This window comes from Nitrospira sp., assembly GCA_016873435.1.
In the GTDB taxonomy this organism is placed as follows: domain Bacteria; phylum Nitrospirota; class Nitrospiria; order Nitrospirales; family Nitrospiraceae; genus VGXF01.
Genome location: VGXF01000003.1, coordinates 89,225 through 109,171, shown reverse-complemented (window position 1 = coordinate 109,171; position 19,947 = coordinate 89,225). Strand labels below are relative to the sequence as shown.

The window sequence follows — 19,947 nt, the reverse complement described above, 5'->3', positions numbered from 1 at the left end:
CTCACCGTAGCATGCAGTTTTCTGGCCAGTCAACTCCCCTAGCAATAAGTGGAATCCTTCTGCTAAAAGACCCTCCATGCCTGCCGGAAACAACTTCCAGCATTCGGAATACAGCCGCAAAGACCCGGGCGCGCGCGTGAACTACTGCGAGTTGGGCGCGAGCGCCCAGCCGGACTCGCCCGCCTGGCTCGATGCCATGGCCGAGCACGGGAAAAAACTGGCCGGCGCCGGCGTCCGGGCGGTCATCTTCCTGCACGGGACTCATTTGGGCACGGATCTCTTCGGCATGGGGCGGCTGGACCAGGTCGGCGGTCTCAAGCGCGGCTATTCGCGTGGCATTCCGGGCATGGAAGCACTGCTCGCGCTCATGCGCGAGGAGACCAACGGCGTCCCGGCCATGCCCGGCGGCGCCACGCCGCCCTATACAGACGACGAGACCACCCAAAAACTGCTCGATGAGCAGGCTGGCGACGCCGGTAATTTCACGAACGCCTATGTGGGGCTGTTCAAGAAGGCTCTCGCGCGCGACGCGGGGCGGCCGATTTTCTGTTCGCGCAGCCTCTGGTCCTGCGAGCACCACCATCTGGGGCGCGCCGGGGCCGCTGTGCGGCTGCTCCACCGGCTGCGCGCGCTGTGCACTGAACACGGGTTCGGTAGCGGCGATCGCCTCCTGATTCAGGCCCACGGCCAGGCGGGGTTGGTCCTGGCGCTACTGTCCAACCTCATGGCGCCAGGCAAGTCGACCATGCGCGACGCGATACTGACGCAGCTCAAGGTTATCATGCCGCACGACGAGATCGCCTTGCTCGAATCGCTTGGCCCGAGCGGCAGCCTGTTGAATGGCACAGCACTCGACATCATCACCTTCGGGACGCCGGTGCGCTACGGCTGGGATGTGTCCGGTATCGGCAGGCTGCTCCACGTCGTCAATCACCGCATGCTGCGGGCAGACGGCAAACGCTGGCTCGCGAAGATGGAATTGCCGCAGATCACAATGGAGATGCCTATCGCCTGGGGGGGCGATTACGTCCAGCAACTGGCCGTAGCCGGCAGCGATGCCATCACGGCTTCTGAGCAAAGCACCGCCGTCAACAAGGCGCTCTGGGAACTGCTGGAACCCTGGGACGGCTTCGAGCGCTGGCTGGAATGCGCGCGACGAACCACACGCTGCCAAAACGACGGACAGTGCCTGCTCGTGGATTACAAGGATTCGACTGGCTCCACCAGCGCGCGCGATCACCTGTTCGGCCACGCCGCCTACACGCGCACACACGCCATGCTCTTCAACACCGGCGAGATCGTCCGGGTGCTCTGCCCGGCGTAACGCCCCTAACTAGACTCCGTCCTTGAGGCAGGGGACGCCCGTTCCGCGACTACGGATGCGCTTCTCTCCAGTTCCTGCCAACGCCCAAATCCACCTTGAGCGGTACGGAGAGCCCCAGCTTCGCCCCCGTCGCTTCCATTTCCCCCTTCACCAGCGTCCTGGCCGTGGCCACGTCCTGTTCCGGCACGTCGAAGATGAGTTCGTCATGCACTTGGAGGATCATCTTGGTGGCCGGCAGGGCGGCGTGGAGCTTCTTGTGCACAGCGATCATGGCGACCTTGATGACGTCCGCCGCCGAGCCCTGGATCGGACTATTGACGGCTTGCCGTTCGCCATAATTCCGCTGCGCCGAGTCGGAGCCCTGCAATTCCGGAATCGGCCGCCGACGGCCCGCGATGGTCGTCGTGTAGCCCTGCCGTTTCGCCTCCTCAATTGTCCGGTTAATGAAGGCTTTCACGCCCGCGTACCGCTCAAAGTAGGTGTCGATGTATTTCTTTGCGTCGGCTTGCGAGACGCCGATGTTTGAGGCCAATCCAAACGGGCTGATGCCGTAGACGATGCCGAAGACGACGGTCTTAGCCACGCGCCGCATCTCCTTCGTGACTTTCTCGGGTGGCAGCTTGAAAATTTCGACCGCGGTCGCAGTGTGAATGTCCTCACCCTGCTCGAAGACTTTTTTCAATTTCGGATCGTTGGAGAGATGCGCCAGGATGCGCGGCTCGATCTGGCTGTAGTCCGCACAGAGCAGGGTGTGGCCTGTAGCGGCGATGAAGGCCTCGCGGATACGAAAGCCGTGTTCGCCCTTGATCGGGATATTTTGCAGATTTGGCTCCGTGGAGGAAAGCCGTCCGGTCGCCGCGACAGTTTGGTTCAATGACGTGTGCAGGCGGCTCGTTTCCGGATTGACCAATTCGGGCAGCGCATCCACGTAGGTGGACTTGAGCTTGCTGAGCGAACGATAATTTAAAATCCGGGCGGGCAGCTCGTGCTGTGGCGCCAGTTGCGTGAGCGTGTCCTCGTCCGTCGAATAGCCGGTCTTGGTTTTGCGAAGCGGTTTCAATCCGAGTTTTTCAAACAGCACGGTGGCGAGCTGCTTGGGCGAATTGACGTTGAACTCCTGGCCCGCGAGCCGCGTGATATTCTCCATCATCTGCTCCAGCTCGTGCTCCAGCTCCTTGCCCTGCGCGTGGAGAGTTTCAATATCAAGGCCGAAGCCGTTACGCTCGATCTCGGCCAGCACCGGCACCAGTGGCATCTCGATGGTTTCAAACAGGCCCAGACTTCCCTGGTCCTCCAGCTTTGCCTTCAAGACGGGCACCAGTCGGCAGATGACTGCGGCCGCTTCCGCCGCTGATTCAGGGGATACGCCGTCGTCTTCGCTTCCAAAGAGGTCGGTCGGTTTCTCTTTCTTGTTTGTCTGCCCGCTCACAAATTGATAGCCCAACAGTTCCGCGGCAACAGTTTCGAGCGAATGGTCCCGCTTGTTGGGATTGAGCAGGTAGGCCGCGAGCATCGTATCGAAGGCCGGCTCGACTGTGTCCACGCCGCGGCGGTGCAGGGCCAGCAGCGTCCGCTTGAGATCGTGCGCCGCCTTGACCGTTTTATGGTCCGCCAATAAATCCTTGAGTGGCCCAGAGAGTCGCGGCGCGAAGGCCGCGTGGTCATCCGGCGTGGCGAGGGCTAGGCCGCCCGGCGTCGCGCTGCCCCCCGTGCTCTGCGGCGCGACAAAGAGACCAACCAGCCTGTCCTTTGCGGCGCGGTCGACCACGCGCTTGGCTGATTTGTCGTCTTTGAGGAGTTCAGTTTCAACAGCAACCGGCTCGCCGGATGGAGTCGAGTCCGATGCCGTCTGGATGGTCTTGAGCAGCTTGGTGAATTCCAGCTCGCGCAGGAGCGGCGCCAGCCGTTCCGGATCGGGCGGATGTGTGTGGAAAACTTTGGCATCAAACGTGATCGGGCTGTCCGTCTGGATGGTGGCGAGCTTGCGGCTCAGGCGCGCCTGTTCGGCCTGTTCCTTGAGCAGCATCTGCGTCCGGGGCGGCTTCACGTCATCCACGTGTTCCAACACATTCTCGATCGTGTGAAATTCGGCGATGAGCTTCAGGGCCGTCTTCTCGCCGATGCCTTTCACACCTGGAATATTGTCGGTCGTGTCGCCCATGAGGCCCATGACCTCAACCACACGCGCGGGCTCGACACCGAACTTCGCACGGCACTCCGCTTCGCCGAGCCACCGGTCCTTGACCGGATCGTAGATGCGGACGGCGTCGGTGACAAGTTGGAACATGTCCTTGTCACCGGTGACGATGACGACCTCGAAGCCGGCCGCCGCGGCCTGCGTCGCCAGCGTGCCGATCAGATCGTCCGCCTCATAGCCTTGCTTCCTGACGACCGGGATGCCGAACGCCTCGACCATTTGATGAATATACGGGACCTGCGCCTGCATGCCGTCGGGCATGGGCGGGCGATGCGCCTTGTACTCCTTGTACGCCTCGTGGCGATGCGTGGGGCCCTTCTCATCGAAGGTGATGGCGAGGCAGTCCGGCTTACGCTCGCGCAGGATCTTCATGAGCATCGTCGTGAAGCCGTAGACCGCATTGGTCGGTAGGCCCTTGGAATTGGACAGCGCGGGCAGCGCGAAGAAGGCGCGGTAGATGTAGGTGCTGCCGTCGATCAGGTAGCAGGTGCGGCGTGACGTGGCGGGCGGGGCAGCCATGGGGCTTATGAATCGTCCTGCACGGTGAGCGGCGGCTTCTGGTGCCTGGCGCGCAGGGCATTGATCGCGTTGAGCACTGTCGGCTGGCCGACAATTTTGCGCTCGCAATAGCGCTTGCCGGGGAAATCCATGAGCGAGATGCCGAGCAGGATCGTGAGGATGCCCTGCCCTGGCAAAAAGAGGAGCGCGATTCCGACCAGAAGAAACACGAGGCCGGCGAAATTTTTCAGGATGAAGCCGCTGGTGCGCACGACAGGATGATAACCAGACATCCAGGGCCGTGGGTGGCGCTCATCGAAATAGTGTGGCGGCAAGCGGATGAGGATAGCGGGGATGGCGATGAGCGTGCCAACAAAAAAGATGACGGAGGAGACGCCAAGCCCGGTCATCAATTCTTTTGTCAGGAACGGCTGAATCTGGGCCAGCAGGGCGTCCATTGGCCTATCGTAACAAGGCGCTGGGGATCAGGTAAAGACCGCTTTCCGCCGGACGGAGGTTGCGCTATACTCGGCGCACACGGGTTCGGAGGCCCGCCATGACCCACCCCTCTCGCCGTGCCCGGATGTTCCTGCCCGCAGCCCTGTTAATTGCTCTGGCCTGGGCACTGCCCGCTCCAGCCACCGAGCCGGCTTCGGATTACCACGTCGAGGTGTCGAAAAAGGGACTCGGCAAGGAGGCGGTAATCACGAAGGGCCCCAAGGAATGGTTCATGATGATTGAGGTCACGCCGGAGAACACGGTCATCATCCGGCAAGAAAAGCTCAAGGACGTTTTCATCGTCGACGAGAGCGAGACACACGACCGCGCTATGACGGCCGACGAGGTCAACGCAGCGATCGACGCCTTCGTATCCAGCGTGACCACGCAGGGCAAATTGAAGAAGAGATGAGCGGACGCTGCGCTTGTCCCACCAGCAGACGGGCGCTATAATCCGCCACCTGTGAGCAACCCGGCATGAGCCAGAAACACCGCTTCATCATCTTCGCGCATAATTCCTCGTACGATGCCCTGCATCAGGTGGCTACCCTCGGCCTCACGGCAGCGGCCATGGGTAAGCAGGTCACTGTCGTGCTGATGTTCTGGGCGATCAAGAAACTGTCCGACGGGCGGCTCGACGAGCTGAACTTTTCCCCCGAGCACCACGTGGACGGCCAGGCCGTGGCGCGACTGCTCAAGGAAAAGAACGTGCCGAAGATTTCCGAGATGTTCGCGGAGGCAAAGCAGGTTGGGCATTTCCGCATCGTGGCCTGTAGCGCGGGGCTGGAATACATGGGCGTGGACGAGGGCGTGGTCAAGAAGAACGTGGATGAAGTGATGGGCCTGCCTGCTATTTTAAATCTCACTGCCGACGCGGAGACGACGCTGTTTATCTAAGCCCCTCACTCGTATCCCGTCGTTGGTATGGTACAGAAACGCCCCTTTTGCCCCGGCGCTTCACAAGATTTGTGGCACGCTTAACGTGATTTCGTGACGCCGACGCGGTCACAGTATTGCGTCAGCTTGCACTTGCTGCACCAGGGCGAGACCGGCTGGCAGAGATTTTGCCCGTAGGGCACGAGCAGATCGTTGTAGGTGATCCAGTATTGCTTCGGCAGTTTCGTGCGCAGGGCCTCTTCCGTTTCTTCCGGCGTCTTTGTCTTCACATAGCCCCAGCGGTTGCTGATCCGGTGCACATGGATGTCCACGCAGATGCCAGGCTTGCCGTAGCCGACCGTGACCGTCAGGTTGGCCGTTTTCCGCCCCACCCCATTCAGGGTCAATAGCTCCTCGAGCGTATCCGGCGTACGGCCATCGTAGACGTCTAGAATGCGCCGGCAGATGTCGTGAATCTGTTTCGCCTTGTTGCGGTAGAACCCGACGGGGAAAATGGCTTTCTCGATAGTCCTGACCGGCAGGGTGAGTAATGTGCGCGGCGTGCGGGCCAGCTTGAAGAGCCGCGCGCTGGCTTCCGCCGTCGTCTTATCCTTGGTACGGAGGCTCAGGACGCAGGCAATGAGGACACAAAAGGGGTCGCGCGACTGTTTGGCCACAACCCCCACTATGGGCTCCTGCCACTGCGCGATTTCCTTGCGGAGAATCCTGATCGCAGGGTGGATTTCGAGCGGGCGCATCGCGCGTTAGGTACGGGGACGGCTGTCAGGAGTTAAGAGAGTCGGAGGGGCAAACGACCGACTAGTCCATCCGCCGCTTCGAGAGCCACTTCTGCCGGCGGCGCTGTGCCTCGCGCTGCTTGGCTTTCTTACGGACACTGGGCTTCTCGTAATACCGGCGCCGCTTCAGCTCGCGGAAGAGCCCCTCGCCCGCCAGCTTCTTCTTGGCGACCTTGAGGGCCTTTTCGACATTGTTGTTAAAAACTTTAATTTCCATTGTTCTGTGCGCCCCGTTCCTCTGGAATTTGGATTCCTAACGGGCCGGAGTCTACCACAGCGCTTCGACCGCCTACAAGCTTTTCGGCGGATCAGAATCCGGCCTGTTCGAGCCTTGTTTCGAGTGTTGAGGACGGCTCCAGCGAGGCGATCGCGATGCCGGCGGCCCGGGCCTGTTCCATCGCCCGCCGGGGCACAAGACCGATCAACTCGCTGCCCGTTATTCGAACCCCCCGCTGCTCGGCTTCCCGGCACACCGCCTCGAAGGCAACGTGGACCGGTGTCTCGTCAATATTGACCAAGTTCATCGCCACCTGCACCTGGCTGCGGCCGGACAGCGGCACGCCGATGGCTTTGACGGACGGCAGGCCGCCGCTCGACTGACGAACAGCCCTGGCAATTGCCTTGGCGACAGCCAGATCGTTGGTAGCGAGCCCCACGTTGAAGGCGACCAGGATACCCCGGACTCCGACAATCGTGACGCCGGCGGTCTGATGGGGTGTGGCCGGACCAAAGTCCGACGCCCAGTTGGAGTCACAGGCCATGCGGGCGGTGAGATGCTCCAGGCCGCCGCGGCGGATCTCTGCCAGATTGGCCCTCAGAGGATTCGTCGCAGCGGCTTCATAGAGGATCACCGGAATCTTGAGCTCCTCGCCGATGCGTTTGCCGACCTGCTTGACCAGCGACACACACTCGTCCATCGTCACGCCGCGCAGCGGCACGAAGGGAATCACGTCCGTTGCGCCCACGCGCGGATGCACGCCCGTGTGCGTACGCAGGTCGATGCGCGCCGCGGCACCCACAGTGGCACGGAAGGCTGCTTCCCCGACCGCGTCCGGCGCGCCGGCAAAGGTCAGCACGCAGCGGTGGTGGTCGGCATCGCGGGTGTGATCGAGCAGCCGCACGCCAGGGACAGCCTGCACGGCATCGATCAACGCGCGGATGACGGTGTCCTTGCGCCCTTCGCTGAAATTGGGGACACATTCGACGAGGGGGCTGAACATGACGGCATGCTACGGGCGCGAAAGGGACGGGTCAAGCTGCAGGAGGAAAGCACCCGCTCAGCGTGCCAAGCCCGCGAGTGCGCAGGTGGGACAGCCTTCGGCCAGACAACGCCAGCCGTCGCCGTGCGCAGCCCCAGCGCGCGTGGCGTTATCCGTCGGGCAGTACCGGTGCCGCCAGGCTTTTTCGATCTCCGACGCCTCCTGCGCCGAGTGGGTCTCGATGCACCAGAAATACCGGTAATCGCTCTGCCGCGCGAAGCGCCCGAGCGTCCCCGCGAGATCGTCAGAGGTGGCGCCGACATAGTCGGCCGTCCGCCCGTTGCGGGATAGGATGAAGGTACCGGTTGATAGCGCACTCACGAACAGATGCGCGTACTTGAGGAGAACGGGGCCGAGCATAGAGGGCTTCGTGGTACGCGTCACGTCCAGCCTACTCACGACGGCGCGGACGACGCAGGTGCCATGCGCACGATATCGACCTGTGAAAGCGTGGCCAGCAGCATGACGGGATTCGGGATCGTTATTTCGGCTGGCACGTAGATCACTGCGCGGCGCGCCTGCACGCGCACCATGGTGCGCTGCACGGCGCGGATGTCCTCCATCGACAGCAGCGCCTGTTCGCGGCCGCAGACCACGATGCGCTCCAACGAGGAGGCCACGAGCACACCCTCTGGCTCACCGCTGCCCTGATTCAAGATCGGTAGCAGCGTGGATTCACCGGCCCGAGCGACAGCCTGGTAGGCAACCTTAGAGACGTATTCGTTCACGACGAGACCGCGACTGCCCATGCGTCCACCTCCTAGTTGCAATGACGGTGCGGACGGAGACCGCGCAATGATTGCCGAGGAAAGCGCACGAATCGAGTGGCGAAGAAATGTCCGGTACCGCGATGCGGCCCGTGGAGGGCGGTTGAGCTTGACCGTTCCTGGCATCGCACCTCCTCGAGCCCTCCCGCTGTTTGGGGGACTCACAATGGGGGCGCTACACTCTTCAGTTCGGCCTACTTCAGGGATACTTGGGGTGAACTACATAGCAAACCCTCGTAGGGGTGTCAACAAAAAACCACAATATGGGGTATACACAGAGCATTGAGCCCGCCACAGCTTGTGACGGGAAGGAAGAAAAAAATAGGGCCGCTGAAACAGCGCTTCACCGGCCCCATCCTGTCGCGAACAGATCGTATTACTTGGTTTTTTTGACAAAAGCTTTGAAGATCGGTCCGTCGTTGCCCGTGGCTTCTTCAAGCCCGACCATTTCATGGCCGGTCGTCACGCACCAGGCTGGCATGTCCTTCTTGATGCCCTCGTCGTCGGACACCACTTCCAGCACCTGCCCGATCGTCAGCTCCTTGATTTTCTTGGAGGTCATGATGATCGGCATGGGGCAGAAGTAGCCCAGTGTGTCGAGCTGCACATCGGAACGAATCATGTGCGTGTTCTCCGCGGACTCAGATGAACAAATTGACGCTACCCTGGCGGGCCTCAGCAAGATAGGTGCTGACTCCGGCAAGCTGGTCCACACCTTCGATCAGCGTGTCCTTGGTCACGCCCATCATGCCCATCGTGGTCGTGCAGGCGATGAACTTCACACCTAGGTCCAACGCCGTCTCGCGCAACTCCGGAATGCCCGGCATTCGGTTTTGCTCCATGACACGTTTCATCATGCTCGTGCCCAAGCCCCCGAAGTGGAACCGCGAGAGCGGCAGGCGGCCGGCCCCGCCCTTGTTCAAGAACCCGAACATCCGGCGCAGTAGGTCCTTGGCACCGCTCGTCGCGCCCTCCTTGCGGATGACGTTGAGCCCCCAGAAGGTGAAGAACATCGTAACGGTCATGCCCATCGCCGCCGCGCCGGTGGCGATGATGAAGGCCGCCATGACGCGGTCGAAGTCCCCGCTCAGGACGACGATCGTCACCCGCTCCGTTTTGCTGTTCCGCAGTTCCGCCAGCGCTACCGCCGGCTCGAGTTTTGTGGGATCCACCGGATTGACCTCACGGGTCCTGGGCGCACGCGAAAGTCACTATAGGCTGCGTTTCTTCGGACTGTCAATCCTGAGCAAGCCCGCCTATTGAGCGGATTGTGGACAAAGCCCTTCTGCGCGAATTATGCGTGAGCGTGCCGTTACGCCGATTTTCCCCCACTAGCACTCCGATCGCCCGCCAGATCGGATTGCGGGCCCCCCGCAGCGACAAGACGTCGCCTTCCTCCAGGATAAGATTTTCCTTCAGATTGGAGTCGGTCGAGCCGCACCGCGTCCGCGCGATTACCGAGGGCCCGGTGCACGGGCGAATCGACAACTGTCTAATGCGCCAGCCCCCCGCGGGGGGATCGGCCTCGATGCAGCAGGTCTCCCCCTGCACGTCCGTGAGCGTCCCGCCGCAGCAGCGCATAGCCGTCCTTCCGGATCTGCTCCGCCTTCTGCGCGATCACCGCCAGCGGCATCTTGTAAGTCTGCAGCACCAGCGCGAAGATTTCGATCGACGCTTCAAACTCCTCTGGCACGACCTCGTCGGCCCCTAATTGATGGAGGTCGTCCATTTCGCGGAGATACCGCGTGCGTACGACGATGTGAATCGTGGGATTGAGCCCCCGCGCAATAGGCACGATGTGCCGGGCCGCGGAGGGATCCGAGATAGCGACCACCAGCACGCGGGCGTCGCCGATCCGCACGTGATGGAGCACGCCGGGGCTGGTCGCGTCGCCGTAGATGATTTTTGCACCGGTCTGCGCCTCGCGCCGGACGATCTCGCTGTCGAGGTCAAGCGCCACGTAGGGAATGTCGGTCTCTTTCAGCACGCGGACGAGGTTGCGCCCACTCAATCCGTACCCCAGCACGATCACGTGGTCGCGGATCTTGAGTTCGCCCGGCGCCGCCTGCGTCTGATGCGCGATCGTCCGGTCAGCAGACCACTGCCGTAGCCACTGGATCGCCTCGGCCTTTCGCGCGACATAGGGCGCCCCCTGCATCAGAAAGGGCGTGATCACCATAGTCAAAACCGACACGACGAGAAAAACCTGATAGGGCTCGCCCGTCAGCAGACCGATCCGTTCGCCCTGTTGCGCCACGACAAAACTGAATTCCCCGACCTGCGCCAGCGCGATGCCACTCAGAATGCCGACGCGCGGCGGATAGCCCGAGGCCACCACGGGAATCGCGCCGGTCACAAACTTGCCGACAAGCACCGCGCCGACCAGCGCGGCCACGAGAACCGGATGGGCCAGCAACGTGCGGACATCCATCAGCATGCCGATGGAGACGAAAAAGAGGCTGTTGAAACTGTCCCGGAACGGTAGCACCTCCGCCAGCGCCTGATGGCTGTATTCGGACTCGGAGATGACTAGCCCGGCGATGAAGGCACCCAGTGCAAGCGACAGGCCGCTCAACGCCGTCAGCCACGCGATGCCCAGGCAGAGCACGATAGTCGTCAGGAGAAACAGCTCGCGGCTCCGGTGGCGTACGATCTGCTCGAGCAGTTTCGGCACCACGAACCAAGACACCGCCATCAGTGCGCCAACGAGTACGACCGACTTGCCGAGCGGCAGCAGGATCTCGGGCCGCAGACTGTTGCCCGAATTGGCGAGCAGCGGCAGCAGGAGTATCATCGGCACGACGGCGAGGTCCTGGAAAATCAGAATGCCGACCGTGGCGCGGCCATGCAATGTGTCGCTCTCGCCGCGCTCCGCCAGGGCCTTGAGCACGATGGCCGTGCTGCTCAAGGACAGGAGGCAGCCCCACAAGAGCGCCTGCTGCACCGGCAGGCCCACGGCGATGCCCACGGCGGCGGCCAGTAGGAGCGACCCCGTGACTTGCAGCGGCCCCCCGATCAGCAGCAGGCGGCGCGCCGCGGTCAGATGCGCGAGCGAAAACTCCACACCGATCGTGAACAGCAGCAGGACGACACCGATCTCGGCTAGGACCTTGACCTGCTCGATGTCGGAGACGAGATTGAGCCCATGGGGGCCGATGAGTGCCCCCGCCGCCAGAAATCCGGCGATCGGAGGCAGACGGAATTGATAAAAAACGAAGACGATTCCGATCGAGATCGCGAAGATGACTAGGAGATCGGTCAGAATTCCGACGTCAGTCACGGCCCCTCCGTAGGCTCAGGACTATACACCATCTCCTTGTCACTCCGAAATTCGCCGTGCTACCTTCACCCCATGCCGTTCCGCGTGATCATCTTCGATTTTAACGGTGTGATCGCCGACGACGAAACGTCCCATTTCCTCATGTTTCAGCAGGCACTTCGAGAAGAGGGCCTGCCACTGACTAGAGACGACTACTATGGCACCTACCTCGGGATGGACGAGCGCAACTGCCTGACTGCGCTGTTGAAGAAAGCCGGACGCACGGACCCGACACTCGCGCAGCGCATTCACGACCGCAAAGTGGCACTGTTCAGAGCCTACACGGCCTCGCACCCACCCGTCTTGTTCTCCGGTGTGGTGAACTTCGTACTGGAAGCAAAGAGGCGATACCGGATTGCCGTCGCCTCAGGCGGCAACCGTGACCAGGTCGCGGCGGCCCTCAAGGACACCCCGATCGAGCGGGCCTTCCCGTTGATCGTGACCGCCGAGGATACACCCATCGGCAAACCCGACCCACACATCTATCGCCTGACGCTCGAGAAATTGACCGCGCTCGCTCCACCACCAGAGCCTCTACTGAAGGCGGCCGAGTGTCTGGTGATCGAAGATTCGCTGGCCGGCATTCAATCGGCGAAGGCAGCTGGCATGAAGGTCCTCGGCTTGGCCACCACCTACCCGCCCGAGAAATTGCAGGGTGCCGACGCAGTCTATCCCAATCTGACCGCTGTCAGCCCGGCGGAACTCGACCGGTTGTGTGGAAACTAGCGGCTAGACCTTGTAGTAGGAACGGTACCACTCGACGAACCGTTTGATCCCAACTTCGAGCGGCGTAGCCGGCTTGAAGCCAACATCGTTGATCAGATCCTGCACGTCGGCATAGGTCGCCGGCACATCACCGGGCTGGATCGGCAGGAACCGCTGCTTCGCGGTCTTTCCAAGCGCCCGCCCCAGCACCTCGATCATCCGCAACAGTTCGACCGGCTGATGGTTACCGATGTTGTAGAGCCGCCAGGGCGCCGCGCTGGTCGCGGCGTTCGGCTGTCCGCCGGACCAGGTCGGATCGGGCATGGCCGGACGGTCCAGCACCCGAACTACACCCTCAACAATGTCATCAATGTAGGTAAAGTCGCGCTGCATCTTTCCATGGTTGAACACCTCGATCGGCTTGCCCGCGAGAATCGCCTTCGTGAACAGGAATAACGCCATGTCGGGGCGTCCCCAAGGCCCGTAGACGGTGAAAAACCGCAAACCGGTGCAGGGAATCTGATAGAGATGCGCGTAGGCGTGGGCCATGAGCTCGGTGGCCTTCTTTGTCGCCGCGTAAAGCGAGATCGGATGGTCCACGTTATCGTGCACCGAAAAGGGCATGCGCGTGTTCGCTCCGTAGACCGAGCTGGTCGAGGCATAGACCAGATGTTCAACCTTCGCGTGCCGGCAGCCTTCCAGTACGTTTAGAAATCCGACGACGTTGCTGTCCGTGTAGGCGTGGGGGCGCACAAGCGAGTAGCGCACACCAGCTTGCGCTGCCAGATGCACAACGCGGCGGAACCCGTGCGCCTTGAACAGCGCCGCCATTTTTTTCCGGTCGCCGAGGTCCAGCTTGACGAACCGGAACGCCGGGAACGATTTGAGCTGCGCGAGCCGCGCCTTCTTGAGCCGCACGTCGTAATAGCTGTTGAGGTTGTCGAGGCCGAGCACGGCGCCCCCGCACTCGAGCAGGCGGCGCGCGACGTGGTAGCCGATGAACCCGGCGGCGCCGGTGACCAGAATGGGCGGAGCGGCTTTCGTCACCATCAGCGCCTCCCCGGGCCCGGTTTCATGAACGGCGGATCGCCGCAGTCCAATCGGTAGAGCGAAAGCGGCGACAGCGCATCAGCTTCGGACACGACCTCGGTGCCACCATCAGCCTGCGTGCGGAAAATATCCAGTGCCTGTGTGTAGTGATAGCCGCAGCCCTTCGGGGCCAGCAGGTCCTTGAGTTGCTCCGGCCGTTCCCAATGTGCCGTCAGCAGCGCCGTGCGCGCCGGATTTCGCTGGCTGAACATGAACGAGAGGTGGTCCGGATACCAGTCTGCCCCGCCAGTGGCATAGGAGACAAAGAGTTTTGCCTGCGCGGCAGCGGCCAGTTCAGACAAATAGGTGTTCGTGAGATAGCCGTTCTCCCCGGTTTCGAGCCAGCGGCCCGGATGGGAGAGGCAGGCATGCGCCGCATGAGTGCGCAGTTCCAATAATTGCTGCTGCGAAGCGAAAAGCGTGGATACCGGGCCGTATGTCTTCACCAGATCGCCCATTACACCCTCTTTCACAACCGATTTGCCGTCGTTGGTCGGCCCGCTGTCAACGTGGACGAGCGTGTTCCGACCGCGGTCGTTGATCAAATAACAGTTGCGGGGCATGGCGAGGTCGCAGGGATCCTCGCCATAAAACGGCACCGAGACGACCGCGCCTCCATCGAACGACCAGCTCTCCCCATGCGCCAGTTCGACGATCTGGCCGAAACCCAGCTCGCGCAGCAGCGCTGGATAATCAAAAAAAAGTGCAGTGCGGTTGCGCTTGCTCGGAATGACGACAGGGACGTCCTTGGGCAGATGCAGCAGCGTGCGCGGGTCCACGTGGTCGTCGTGGTCGTGCGTGAGAAAAATCGCGGCGGGGCGCGGCAGCAGCCGGCCCCAAAGGGACGGCACGGGCGATTCCGCGAGCCATGGCAGCAGCCACGGATCGAACAAAAAAAACCGGTCCGCTTGCCGGTACATCAAGGCCGCGTGGCCCAGATGGACCATGTCCTGATCGCGCGTCCGTTCCAGCCATCGGTCCCGCACGGTCATCTTCGCGGAGAAACTCAGGCACTCGTGCTTGTGCAGCACTTCCATCAACTGGGTCAGGAGCCGCGCGCCTTCGCGGCCCGAGGCCAGCGCGATAGTCTTCAGTTCTGCCGCGCGGTGCGTGCCGTCCAGGTAACCCAGAAATTTCCCCGTCGTGGGCGCGAGCGGCCGTTCGAACCCAATGGGGATCTTCTGCCGCGCGACCGCGTGAAAGACGTGCAGGCCCATATAGGTCATCGTGGCTGATTTGGTTGGATCCTTCGCGAAGTCCCACTGAAAAGTGCCGTCGGGCTTGCGCCCGCACTGGATGTGCTGCTGGAGGTGCGGCCGCGAGTTCACGAGTTCGGCATAGGCATCCTCCACTCGGGCCCGGCGCGCCGGCTCATCCAGGGGGGCACGGTGCGAAAACACGTCGCCGATGATCGTATCGATTCCGCTCTGCAACAGATTGTGCGCTTCGTGCAGCGCAGCCACGACGGCCGGATCCACGCCGCCGACGTAGGGGAAGGGGCCGGGATCGTCCGGACTCTCCAGTTGAATCCAGACCCACGGCGCAAGGCCGACGCACTGGTCGCTCTTGAAAGAATCCCAGACGCTCATGGCTTGGCTACTCAGTCTTGAAGGTTTGCTTGCTGATGGTGGGTTCGTAGAGGACCTGCACGACGGTGCCATCCGGATCAGTCATGTAAAACGAATAGCTGCCGTCTCGATGGTGCTGCGGTTGCTTGACGATCGGGGCGCCGAACCGCACGGCCTGTTTCAACAGACGGTCCACCGAGGCCGGCGACTCCATGATGAATCCGAGATGGTCCAGCCAGTGATGCTCTACCGCACGATGCGCGGCAATCTCGGCAGCCGGAATCTGATGCAACGCGAGGTTGTCGACGCCCGAGCTCAGATAGACGTTATCCGGGTCCGGTTCCCAGACAGTGCGCATATCGAAAAGTTCTTCGTAAAATTTCCGCGAGCGTGGCAGGTCTGTGACCTTCAAGGCCAGATGCCGCATGCCCCGGATACCTGCCTCCGCCATGACGTAATTCCCTCGCCCAATTGTTATATGATGCGGGTCGAATGGCGTCAACCGGAAACGTTATGGTACCATCTGCTCAAGATTGATTCACGCAACAGGAGTCCCATGCACGCATCGTTGTTGATTCTTCTCATGCTGTTGCTCAGTGGACCATCTCCCGCGCAGGCTGCGCAACCGGCCAGCAAAGACGGGGCCCCGATGGTCCTGGTGCCAGCGGGTCCCTTCCCCATGGGCGTGCCCCACGGGGACCGTGACGGTGGGCGCGACGAGTACCCGCGCCATACGGTCGAGCTCGACGCCTTTTACATCGACGCCTACGAAGTGAACAACGCACGCTACCTGGAATTTGTGAAGGCGACCGGCCACCGCATCCCGCTGCACCCGACCAATCCCGCACGCACGCTGTGGAAGGACAGCCGGGTGTCGCCCGCTGTCGCCGAGCGGCCCGCGGTCAATGTGGACTGGCACGACGCCGCCGCCTACTGCAAGTGGGCCGGCAAACGGCTGCCGACGGAAGCCGAATGGGAGAAGGCCGCCAAGGGCACCGAGGACCGGCGATTTCCCTGGGGCAATGTCGAGCCGACCCCGAAGCATCTGAATTTCAACCAGCAGTGGATCGGCGAAAAGACCCTCATGCCCGTCGGCAGCTACGAGGCAGGCAAGAGCCCCTACGGCGCCTACGACATGGCGGGCAACGTCTGGGAATGGGTCGCCGACTGGTACGAAGACCGCTACTACGAAAAAAGCCCGGCCAAAAATCCGCCTGGCCCTGCCACCGGCACGGACAAGGTGCTGCGCAGTTCCGGCTGGGCCGTCGAGACACCACTGGTCCGCATCTTCACGCGCGTCAAGAGCACCCCGACGATCCGCAACGAATCCACCGGCTTCCGCTGCGCAATCGACGCAGCGCAATGAGCGCGAAGGGTTTTGAGGACCTGACCGTCGCGTCCTTCGAAAGCCGCCTGGCCACCGAGATGACGGGACTCATCGAACGCCAGGGGGGCCGCCCGATGGTTGCGCCCGCGCTGCGCGAGGTGCCGCTGGAGGACAACCCCGACGCGCTCGAGTTCGGCGAGCGTTTGCTGAACGGCCACGTCGACATGCTGATCCTCTTGACCGGCGCAGGCTTCGAAACCCTTCTGAGGGTCCTGCAAACGCGCCACTCGCTCGACACGATCAAAGCAGCCCTCGGCCAGATCACGCTGGTGGCGCGCGGGCCGAAACCTGCCGCCGTGTTGAAGAGCCTTGGCCTGACGCGCCAACTCACCGTGCCGGAACCGAACACCTGGCGGGATCTGTTGAAAATGCTCGACGAGAACCAGCCCGTGCGGGGCCTGCGCGTGGCGCTGCAGGAATACGGCTCAACCAATGTCGAGCTGCTGGAGCAATTACGCGAACGGGGGGCGACGGTGATCCGCGTCCCCGTCTACAAGTGGGCGCTGCCGGACAATCTGGACCGGCTGCACGACGCCCTGACGGCCATCATGGCCGGCCAGGTGGACATCGCGCTACTCACGAACGCCGTACAGGTGGACCACGTGATGCAGGTGCTGGAAAAGGACGGCAACATCGACCGCTTCAAACACGCCCTCAGACGCGTGGTCGTCGCCTCGGTGGGGCCGGTCGTCAGTGAACGGCTCCGGCAATACGGCTGGCCCGTGGATGTCGAGCCGTCCCACCCCAAAATGGGCACGCTCGTCAAGGAAGTCAGCGAGCAGGCCCGCATCCTGCTCAAACAGAAACGGTCAGCGTAAACCCACCGCCTGAGGACCGACCGGCTGCTCGGCCGCCTTTACGTCCCGCGCGCAGCGGAATCCTAGCCAGTTCATCTTCGTAGTTGGCTCCGTGCCGTTGCGCTGCGCCACGCGCACGCTGGGTGTGCTGTCGATCCAGCCGCCGCCGCGGAAGGCCCGCTGCGTCCCCTTCTCGGGTCCCTTCGGATTTTTGTCCGGCGCCGTTTTGTAATACTCCTTGTCGTACCAGTCGGCCACCCACTCGGCGACGTTGCCTGCCATCTGGTGCGCGCCGTAGGGGCTGAGGGCGTTCTCGTACTTGTCCACGGATATGATCGGCGGATAGAGCATCAGGCGCTCCGGGCGGTCGCGGACCGGTCCGGACAGGCCGCCGCGGCCGAAGTTGGCGCGCGAGAGACCGGCCGGCTGGTCGCCCCAGGGATAGATGCGCCCGTCTTCCCCGCGCGCGGCCTTTTCCCATTCAGCTTCTGTGGGCAGCCGTTTCCCGGCCCAGGTGCAGTAGTCGGTCGCCTCCTGCCAGGACACGTGCATGACGGGATGGTTCACCATCGTGTCCTGGAAATTACCCCCGTCGTAGCGCCAGTCGATCAAGGGTGCGCGGGCCGTCGCCAGGACGAACTTCAAGAACTGCACGGTGGTCACTTCGTGTTTGTCGATCTCGTAGGCGTCGAGATGGACCGTATGCTGGGGCATTTCGGTCAGATAGGCCTTCGGATCTACCTTCTTGTCGCTCCCCATCAGAAACGGCCCGGCCGGGACCAGCACCATCTCGTCGTGCGACGGCAGCTTGATCCGCTCCGCCGCCAGCCTTTTCCCCTCCGGCGTCCACTCAATCGTCATGTCCGCCACATCCAGCGCCCAGACGGCACCGGTGACCCCCCCCATCATCAGAAGAACCATGTGTGCGACAAACCTTTTCACCGACACCCCTCTTGAAAAAAATGGATACGCGCTGGAAAGGGAATACGAATTTACATCGTCTGCCAGGGCGGCTTTCTCTCCGTGCCCTTGTCGAACTCCTCAAGGGGTTGAAAATTCAGCGGCAGTTGAAACATGGAGTCCGATACAGCGCGCAATTTCACGTGGCGGTATTCGACGATCCAGTTTCCGTCCTGCCTGGCCAGCTTCAGCGGAAAACGAATGTCCGTCGCTAACCATTGATAATAGATGGCCGTCCGGTCGCCCTGTTGGACTGTGATCTGGTACAGCGTCGTGGGGTGTCCGTCCAGCGTTTCCGTGCCGATCTCCTCCCGCGTGATCTCGCCCTCCAGCCGTTCCGCCACTTTTGGGGCCTGCTCCGGATCGTAGGGCAGCGTCTTGAAATGCTTCATGCGCGAGAGCAGCAGCCACATCACCTGCTTGTCCTTGCGCACGATCGTGATGTTGACCGGTCCTGGATCGTAGTGCTCCAGCCGCCACATCTCGTCCCGGTAGTAGATGTTGGCCGTGCGGTTGCGCCCGTTGATCTTGGTGATCTGGTCGGCCGTGAACTCTAGCGCCGCAGCGCCGGAGGCATCCACGAACCAGAGCAGACCGGCGACACCCATGCAAACAAAATGTTTCATAGGTCCCAGTGTACAAAGACGTTCCAGCCTCCGGCAAGGGCGGTCGATTGACTCGACAAGTTCTGACTCGTCAAACGGATGACGGCCCTCTTGAGGGGGGCTAGACTCCGAAATGGAGGCCGCGCATTCCCAGCACCTTGTCGGACAGGATGAGGACCGGATCGATTGGCGCGCAGGGCTCGGGCAGGGACTCGATAAACGCGGGGCGTTCGTGATCGTCCCCGCCGTCTCCTGTTCAGGTCGTCCACCGCAAGGTGGTCTTTTCCGGGATCGGGTGCGCGGGCGCCGCAGCGCCTGCCAGGCACTCCTGATGGTATTTTCGCAACTGCCGGAACCAGACGACCAGTTGGTCTGGCTCAAGATTCAATAGCATCCCGCCCTCCTTCCCACCGAAGCCCTGCTCCTGCAGTTCCAGCACCTCGCGGTCCTGGCCAATCGTCGTTGCCATCGTGCGGCGGGCAAACCAACCGATCGGGACCCAGCGGAGAAAATTCCAGCCGACGCTGATATCCAGTCGACTCGTCCTATCAGTCAGCGGCGTCGCGATCAGCATCACGGACGCAAACCGATTGCCCATTTCCCATTTCTCGAAATGGATGCCGGGCAGGACAAAATCCACCGTCGCTGTGGCGGAACCGAGATTCGGCGAGAGAAACCGGAAAATGAACGTGTCCGGCAGCAGCACGTTGTGCGACACGGTGCGGAAACCCAACGGCAGCCGGGTGAAGACCTTCTCCTTTTTCTTCGCCACCTGCTGCTGACGGAAATATTTGTTGTGGACAAATGGCACGTGCGCCGGATCTGCCAGACTGTCCACGGTGAAATTCCACCGGGCCTTCACGACGGCGGATTGTCGCACCGACACCAACGGGCTACCATCGGGCGGCGTGGGCAGCGTCGGCGGCGGGGCAGTTGGTTTGGGACAGCGGTCGTTGCCGACGTAAACCCAGATCCATCCGTCGCGTTCGTCGACCGGGAACGTCTGTACGCAGGCCGAGGCCGGCGACGGATGCGCCGCGCCGGAGAGTGCCGGTACTTCCACGCAGGCGCCTCCGCCGTCGAACCGCCACCCATGGAACCGGCAGCGAAGCGTATCACCCTCTTGCCAGCCCGACGATAATGGGACGCCCTTGTGCGAGCAGCGGTCGTCGAGCGCGCGCACGCGGCCCGCCGCATCGCGGAAGAGGACCAGCGGCCGGTTGCAGAGCATGGCCGCGACGGGGCGGCCCGTTTGCACTGCCTGGCTCTCGCACGCCACGTACCAGAAGCCTTCGATCATC

21 protein-coding genes and 1 pseudogene are annotated in these 19,947 nt (G+C 62.3%); 6 read left to right on the top strand and 16 right to left on the bottom strand.

The window, feature by feature from the left end; translation table 11 throughout:
• The first annotated feature begins 76 nt into the window (after positions 1 to 76).
• Positions 77 to 1,324, top strand: a complete 1,248-nt coding sequence (locus FJ248_03425; GenBank protein ID MBM4119937.1) for a hypothetical protein — start codon at positions 77 to 79, stop codon at positions 1,322 to 1,324.
• 49 nt (positions 1,325 to 1,373) lie between these two features.
• On the opposite strand, the gene polA is transcribed toward FJ248_03425, so the two are convergent.
• Both polA and FJ248_03415 read right to left on the bottom strand, forming a co-directional pair.
• Entirely contained in the window at positions 1,374 to 4,040 is a 2,667-nt protein-coding gene (gene polA, locus FJ248_03420; GenBank protein ID MBM4119936.1) for a DNA polymerase I, read from the bottom strand.
• A gap of 5 nt (positions 4,041 to 4,045) precedes the next feature.
• Positions 4,046 to 4,477: a hypothetical protein gene (locus FJ248_03415; GenBank protein MBM4119935.1), complete on the bottom strand. Its 432-nt coding sequence runs from the start codon at positions 4,475 to 4,477 to the stop codon at positions 4,046 to 4,048.
• A 98-nt stretch (positions 4,478 to 4,575) separates the two neighbouring features.
• Here FJ248_03415 and FJ248_03410 point away from each other — a divergent pair, with 98 nt between their 5' ends.
• Both FJ248_03410 and FJ248_03405 read left to right on the top strand, forming a co-directional pair.
• A complete protein-coding gene (locus FJ248_03410) occupies positions 4,576 to 4,929 on the top strand; it encodes a hypothetical protein (GenBank protein ID MBM4119934.1) in 354 nt (117 codons plus the stop codon).
• A 65-nt stretch (positions 4,930 to 4,994) separates the two neighbouring features.
• A complete protein-coding gene (locus tag FJ248_03405; GenBank protein ID MBM4119933.1) occupies positions 4,995 to 5,414 on the top strand; it encodes a hypothetical protein in 420 nt (139 codons plus the stop codon).
• A gap of 80 nt (positions 5,415 to 5,494) precedes the next feature.
• Here the strand turns inward: FJ248_03405 and FJ248_03400 are convergent, their stop codons facing one another.
• From FJ248_03400 to FJ248_03365, 8 genes and pseudogenes are all read right to left on the bottom strand, one after another.
• Complete coding sequence (locus FJ248_03400; GenBank protein MBM4119932.1) at positions 5,495 to 6,151, bottom strand: endonuclease III; 657 nt, start codon at positions 6,149 to 6,151, stop codon at positions 5,495 to 5,497.
• Between the two features lie 61 nt (positions 6,152 to 6,212).
• Positions 6,213 to 6,407, bottom strand: a complete 195-nt coding sequence (gene rpsU, locus FJ248_03395) for a 30S ribosomal protein S21 (protein ID MBM4119931.1) — start codon at positions 6,405 to 6,407, stop codon at positions 6,213 to 6,215.
• A 91-nt stretch (positions 6,408 to 6,498) separates the two neighbouring features.
• Complete coding sequence (gene ftcD, locus FJ248_03390; GenBank protein ID MBM4119930.1) at positions 6,499 to 7,410, bottom strand: glutamate formimidoyltransferase; 912 nt, start codon at positions 7,408 to 7,410, stop codon at positions 6,499 to 6,501.
• Between the two features lie 57 nt (positions 7,411 to 7,467).
• Positions 7,468 to 7,809: a hypothetical protein gene (locus tag FJ248_03385; protein MBM4119929.1), complete on the bottom strand. Its 342-nt coding sequence runs from the start codon at positions 7,807 to 7,809 to the stop codon at positions 7,468 to 7,470.
• A gap of 35 nt (positions 7,810 to 7,844) precedes the next feature.
• Positions 7,845 to 8,198: a hypothetical protein gene (locus tag FJ248_03380; GenBank protein MBM4119928.1), complete on the bottom strand. Its 354-nt coding sequence runs from the start codon at positions 8,196 to 8,198 to the stop codon at positions 7,845 to 7,847.
• 394 nt (positions 8,199 to 8,592) lie between these two features.
• Positions 8,593 to 8,838 (bottom strand): sulfurtransferase TusA family protein, encoded by a 246-nt coding sequence (locus FJ248_03375; GenBank protein ID MBM4119927.1) that lies wholly within the window; start codon positions 8,836 to 8,838, stop codon positions 8,593 to 8,595.
• A 19-nt stretch (positions 8,839 to 8,857) separates the two neighbouring features.
• Positions 8,858 to 9,388, bottom strand: a complete 531-nt coding sequence (locus FJ248_03370; GenBank protein MBM4119926.1) for a hypothetical protein — start codon at positions 9,386 to 9,388, stop codon at positions 8,858 to 8,860.
• A 64-nt stretch (positions 9,389 to 9,452) separates the two neighbouring features.
• Positions 9,453 to 11,496: pseudogene (locus FJ248_03365) on the bottom strand (sodium:proton exchanger).
• Between the two features lie 72 nt (positions 11,497 to 11,568).
• Between FJ248_03365 and FJ248_03360 the strand changes: the two are divergent.
• On the top strand, positions 11,569 to 12,261 hold the full coding sequence (locus FJ248_03360; protein ID MBM4119925.1) for an HAD family phosphatase: 693 nt from the start codon (positions 11,569 to 11,571) through the stop codon (positions 12,259 to 12,261).
• A gap of 3 nt (positions 12,262 to 12,264) precedes the next feature.
• Here the strand turns inward: FJ248_03360 and FJ248_03355 are convergent, their stop codons facing one another.
• Genes FJ248_03355 through FJ248_03345 form a run of 3 tightly spaced genes read right to left on the bottom strand, consistent with a single transcriptional unit; the run spans position 12,265 to position 15,348 of the window.
• Positions 12,265 to 13,290, bottom strand: coding sequence for an NAD-dependent epimerase (locus tag FJ248_03355; protein MBM4119924.1), 1,026 nt, complete (start codon positions 13,288 to 13,290; stop codon positions 12,265 to 12,267).
• Entirely contained in the window at positions 13,290 to 14,990 is a 1,701-nt protein-coding gene (locus FJ248_03350; protein MBM4119923.1) for an MBL fold metallo-hydrolase, read from the bottom strand. Before FJ248_03350 ends, FJ248_03355 begins: the two co-directional genes overlap by 1 nt.
• Positions 14,926 to 15,348, bottom strand: coding sequence for a VOC family protein (locus FJ248_03345; protein ID MBM4119922.1), 423 nt, complete (start codon positions 15,346 to 15,348; stop codon positions 14,926 to 14,928). Before FJ248_03345 ends, FJ248_03350 begins: the two co-directional genes overlap by 65 nt.
• A 198-nt stretch (positions 15,349 to 15,546) precedes the next feature.
• Between FJ248_03345 and FJ248_03340 the strand changes: the two genes are divergently transcribed.
• Both FJ248_03340 and FJ248_03335 read left to right on the top strand, forming a co-directional pair.
• Positions 15,547 to 16,263 carry a formylglycine-generating enzyme family protein gene (locus FJ248_03340; protein MBM4119921.1) on the top strand — a complete coding sequence of 239 codons (717 nt, stop codon included), beginning with the start codon at positions 15,547 to 15,549 and terminating at the stop codon, positions 16,261 to 16,263.
• A complete protein-coding gene (locus FJ248_03335; protein MBM4119920.1) occupies positions 16,260 to 17,102 on the top strand; it encodes a uroporphyrinogen-III synthase in 843 nt (280 codons plus the stop codon). Before FJ248_03340 ends, FJ248_03335 begins: the two co-directional genes overlap by 4 nt.
• Here FJ248_03335 and FJ248_03330 read toward each other — a convergent pair.
• From FJ248_03330 to FJ248_03320, 3 genes are all read right to left on the bottom strand, one after another.
• Positions 17,094 to 18,002: a formylglycine-generating enzyme family protein gene (locus FJ248_03330; GenBank protein ID MBM4119919.1), complete on the bottom strand. Its 909-nt coding sequence runs from the start codon at positions 18,000 to 18,002 to the stop codon at positions 17,094 to 17,096. The two genes, FJ248_03335 and FJ248_03330, sit on opposite strands and share 9 nt — an antisense overlap.
• A 71-nt stretch (positions 18,003 to 18,073) precedes the next feature.
• The gene (locus FJ248_03325) at positions 18,074 to 18,649 is read right to left on the bottom strand and encodes a hypothetical protein (GenBank protein ID MBM4119918.1); all 576 of its coding nucleotides are present in this window, start codon (positions 18,647 to 18,649) and stop codon (positions 18,074 to 18,076) included.
• 253 nt (positions 18,650 to 18,902) lie between these two features.
• Positions 18,903 to 19,946: an aromatic ring-hydroxylating dioxygenase subunit alpha gene (locus FJ248_03320; protein MBM4119917.1), complete on the bottom strand. Its 1,044-nt coding sequence runs from the start codon at positions 19,944 to 19,946 to the stop codon at positions 18,903 to 18,905.
• Position 19,947: the final 1 nt, after the last annotated feature.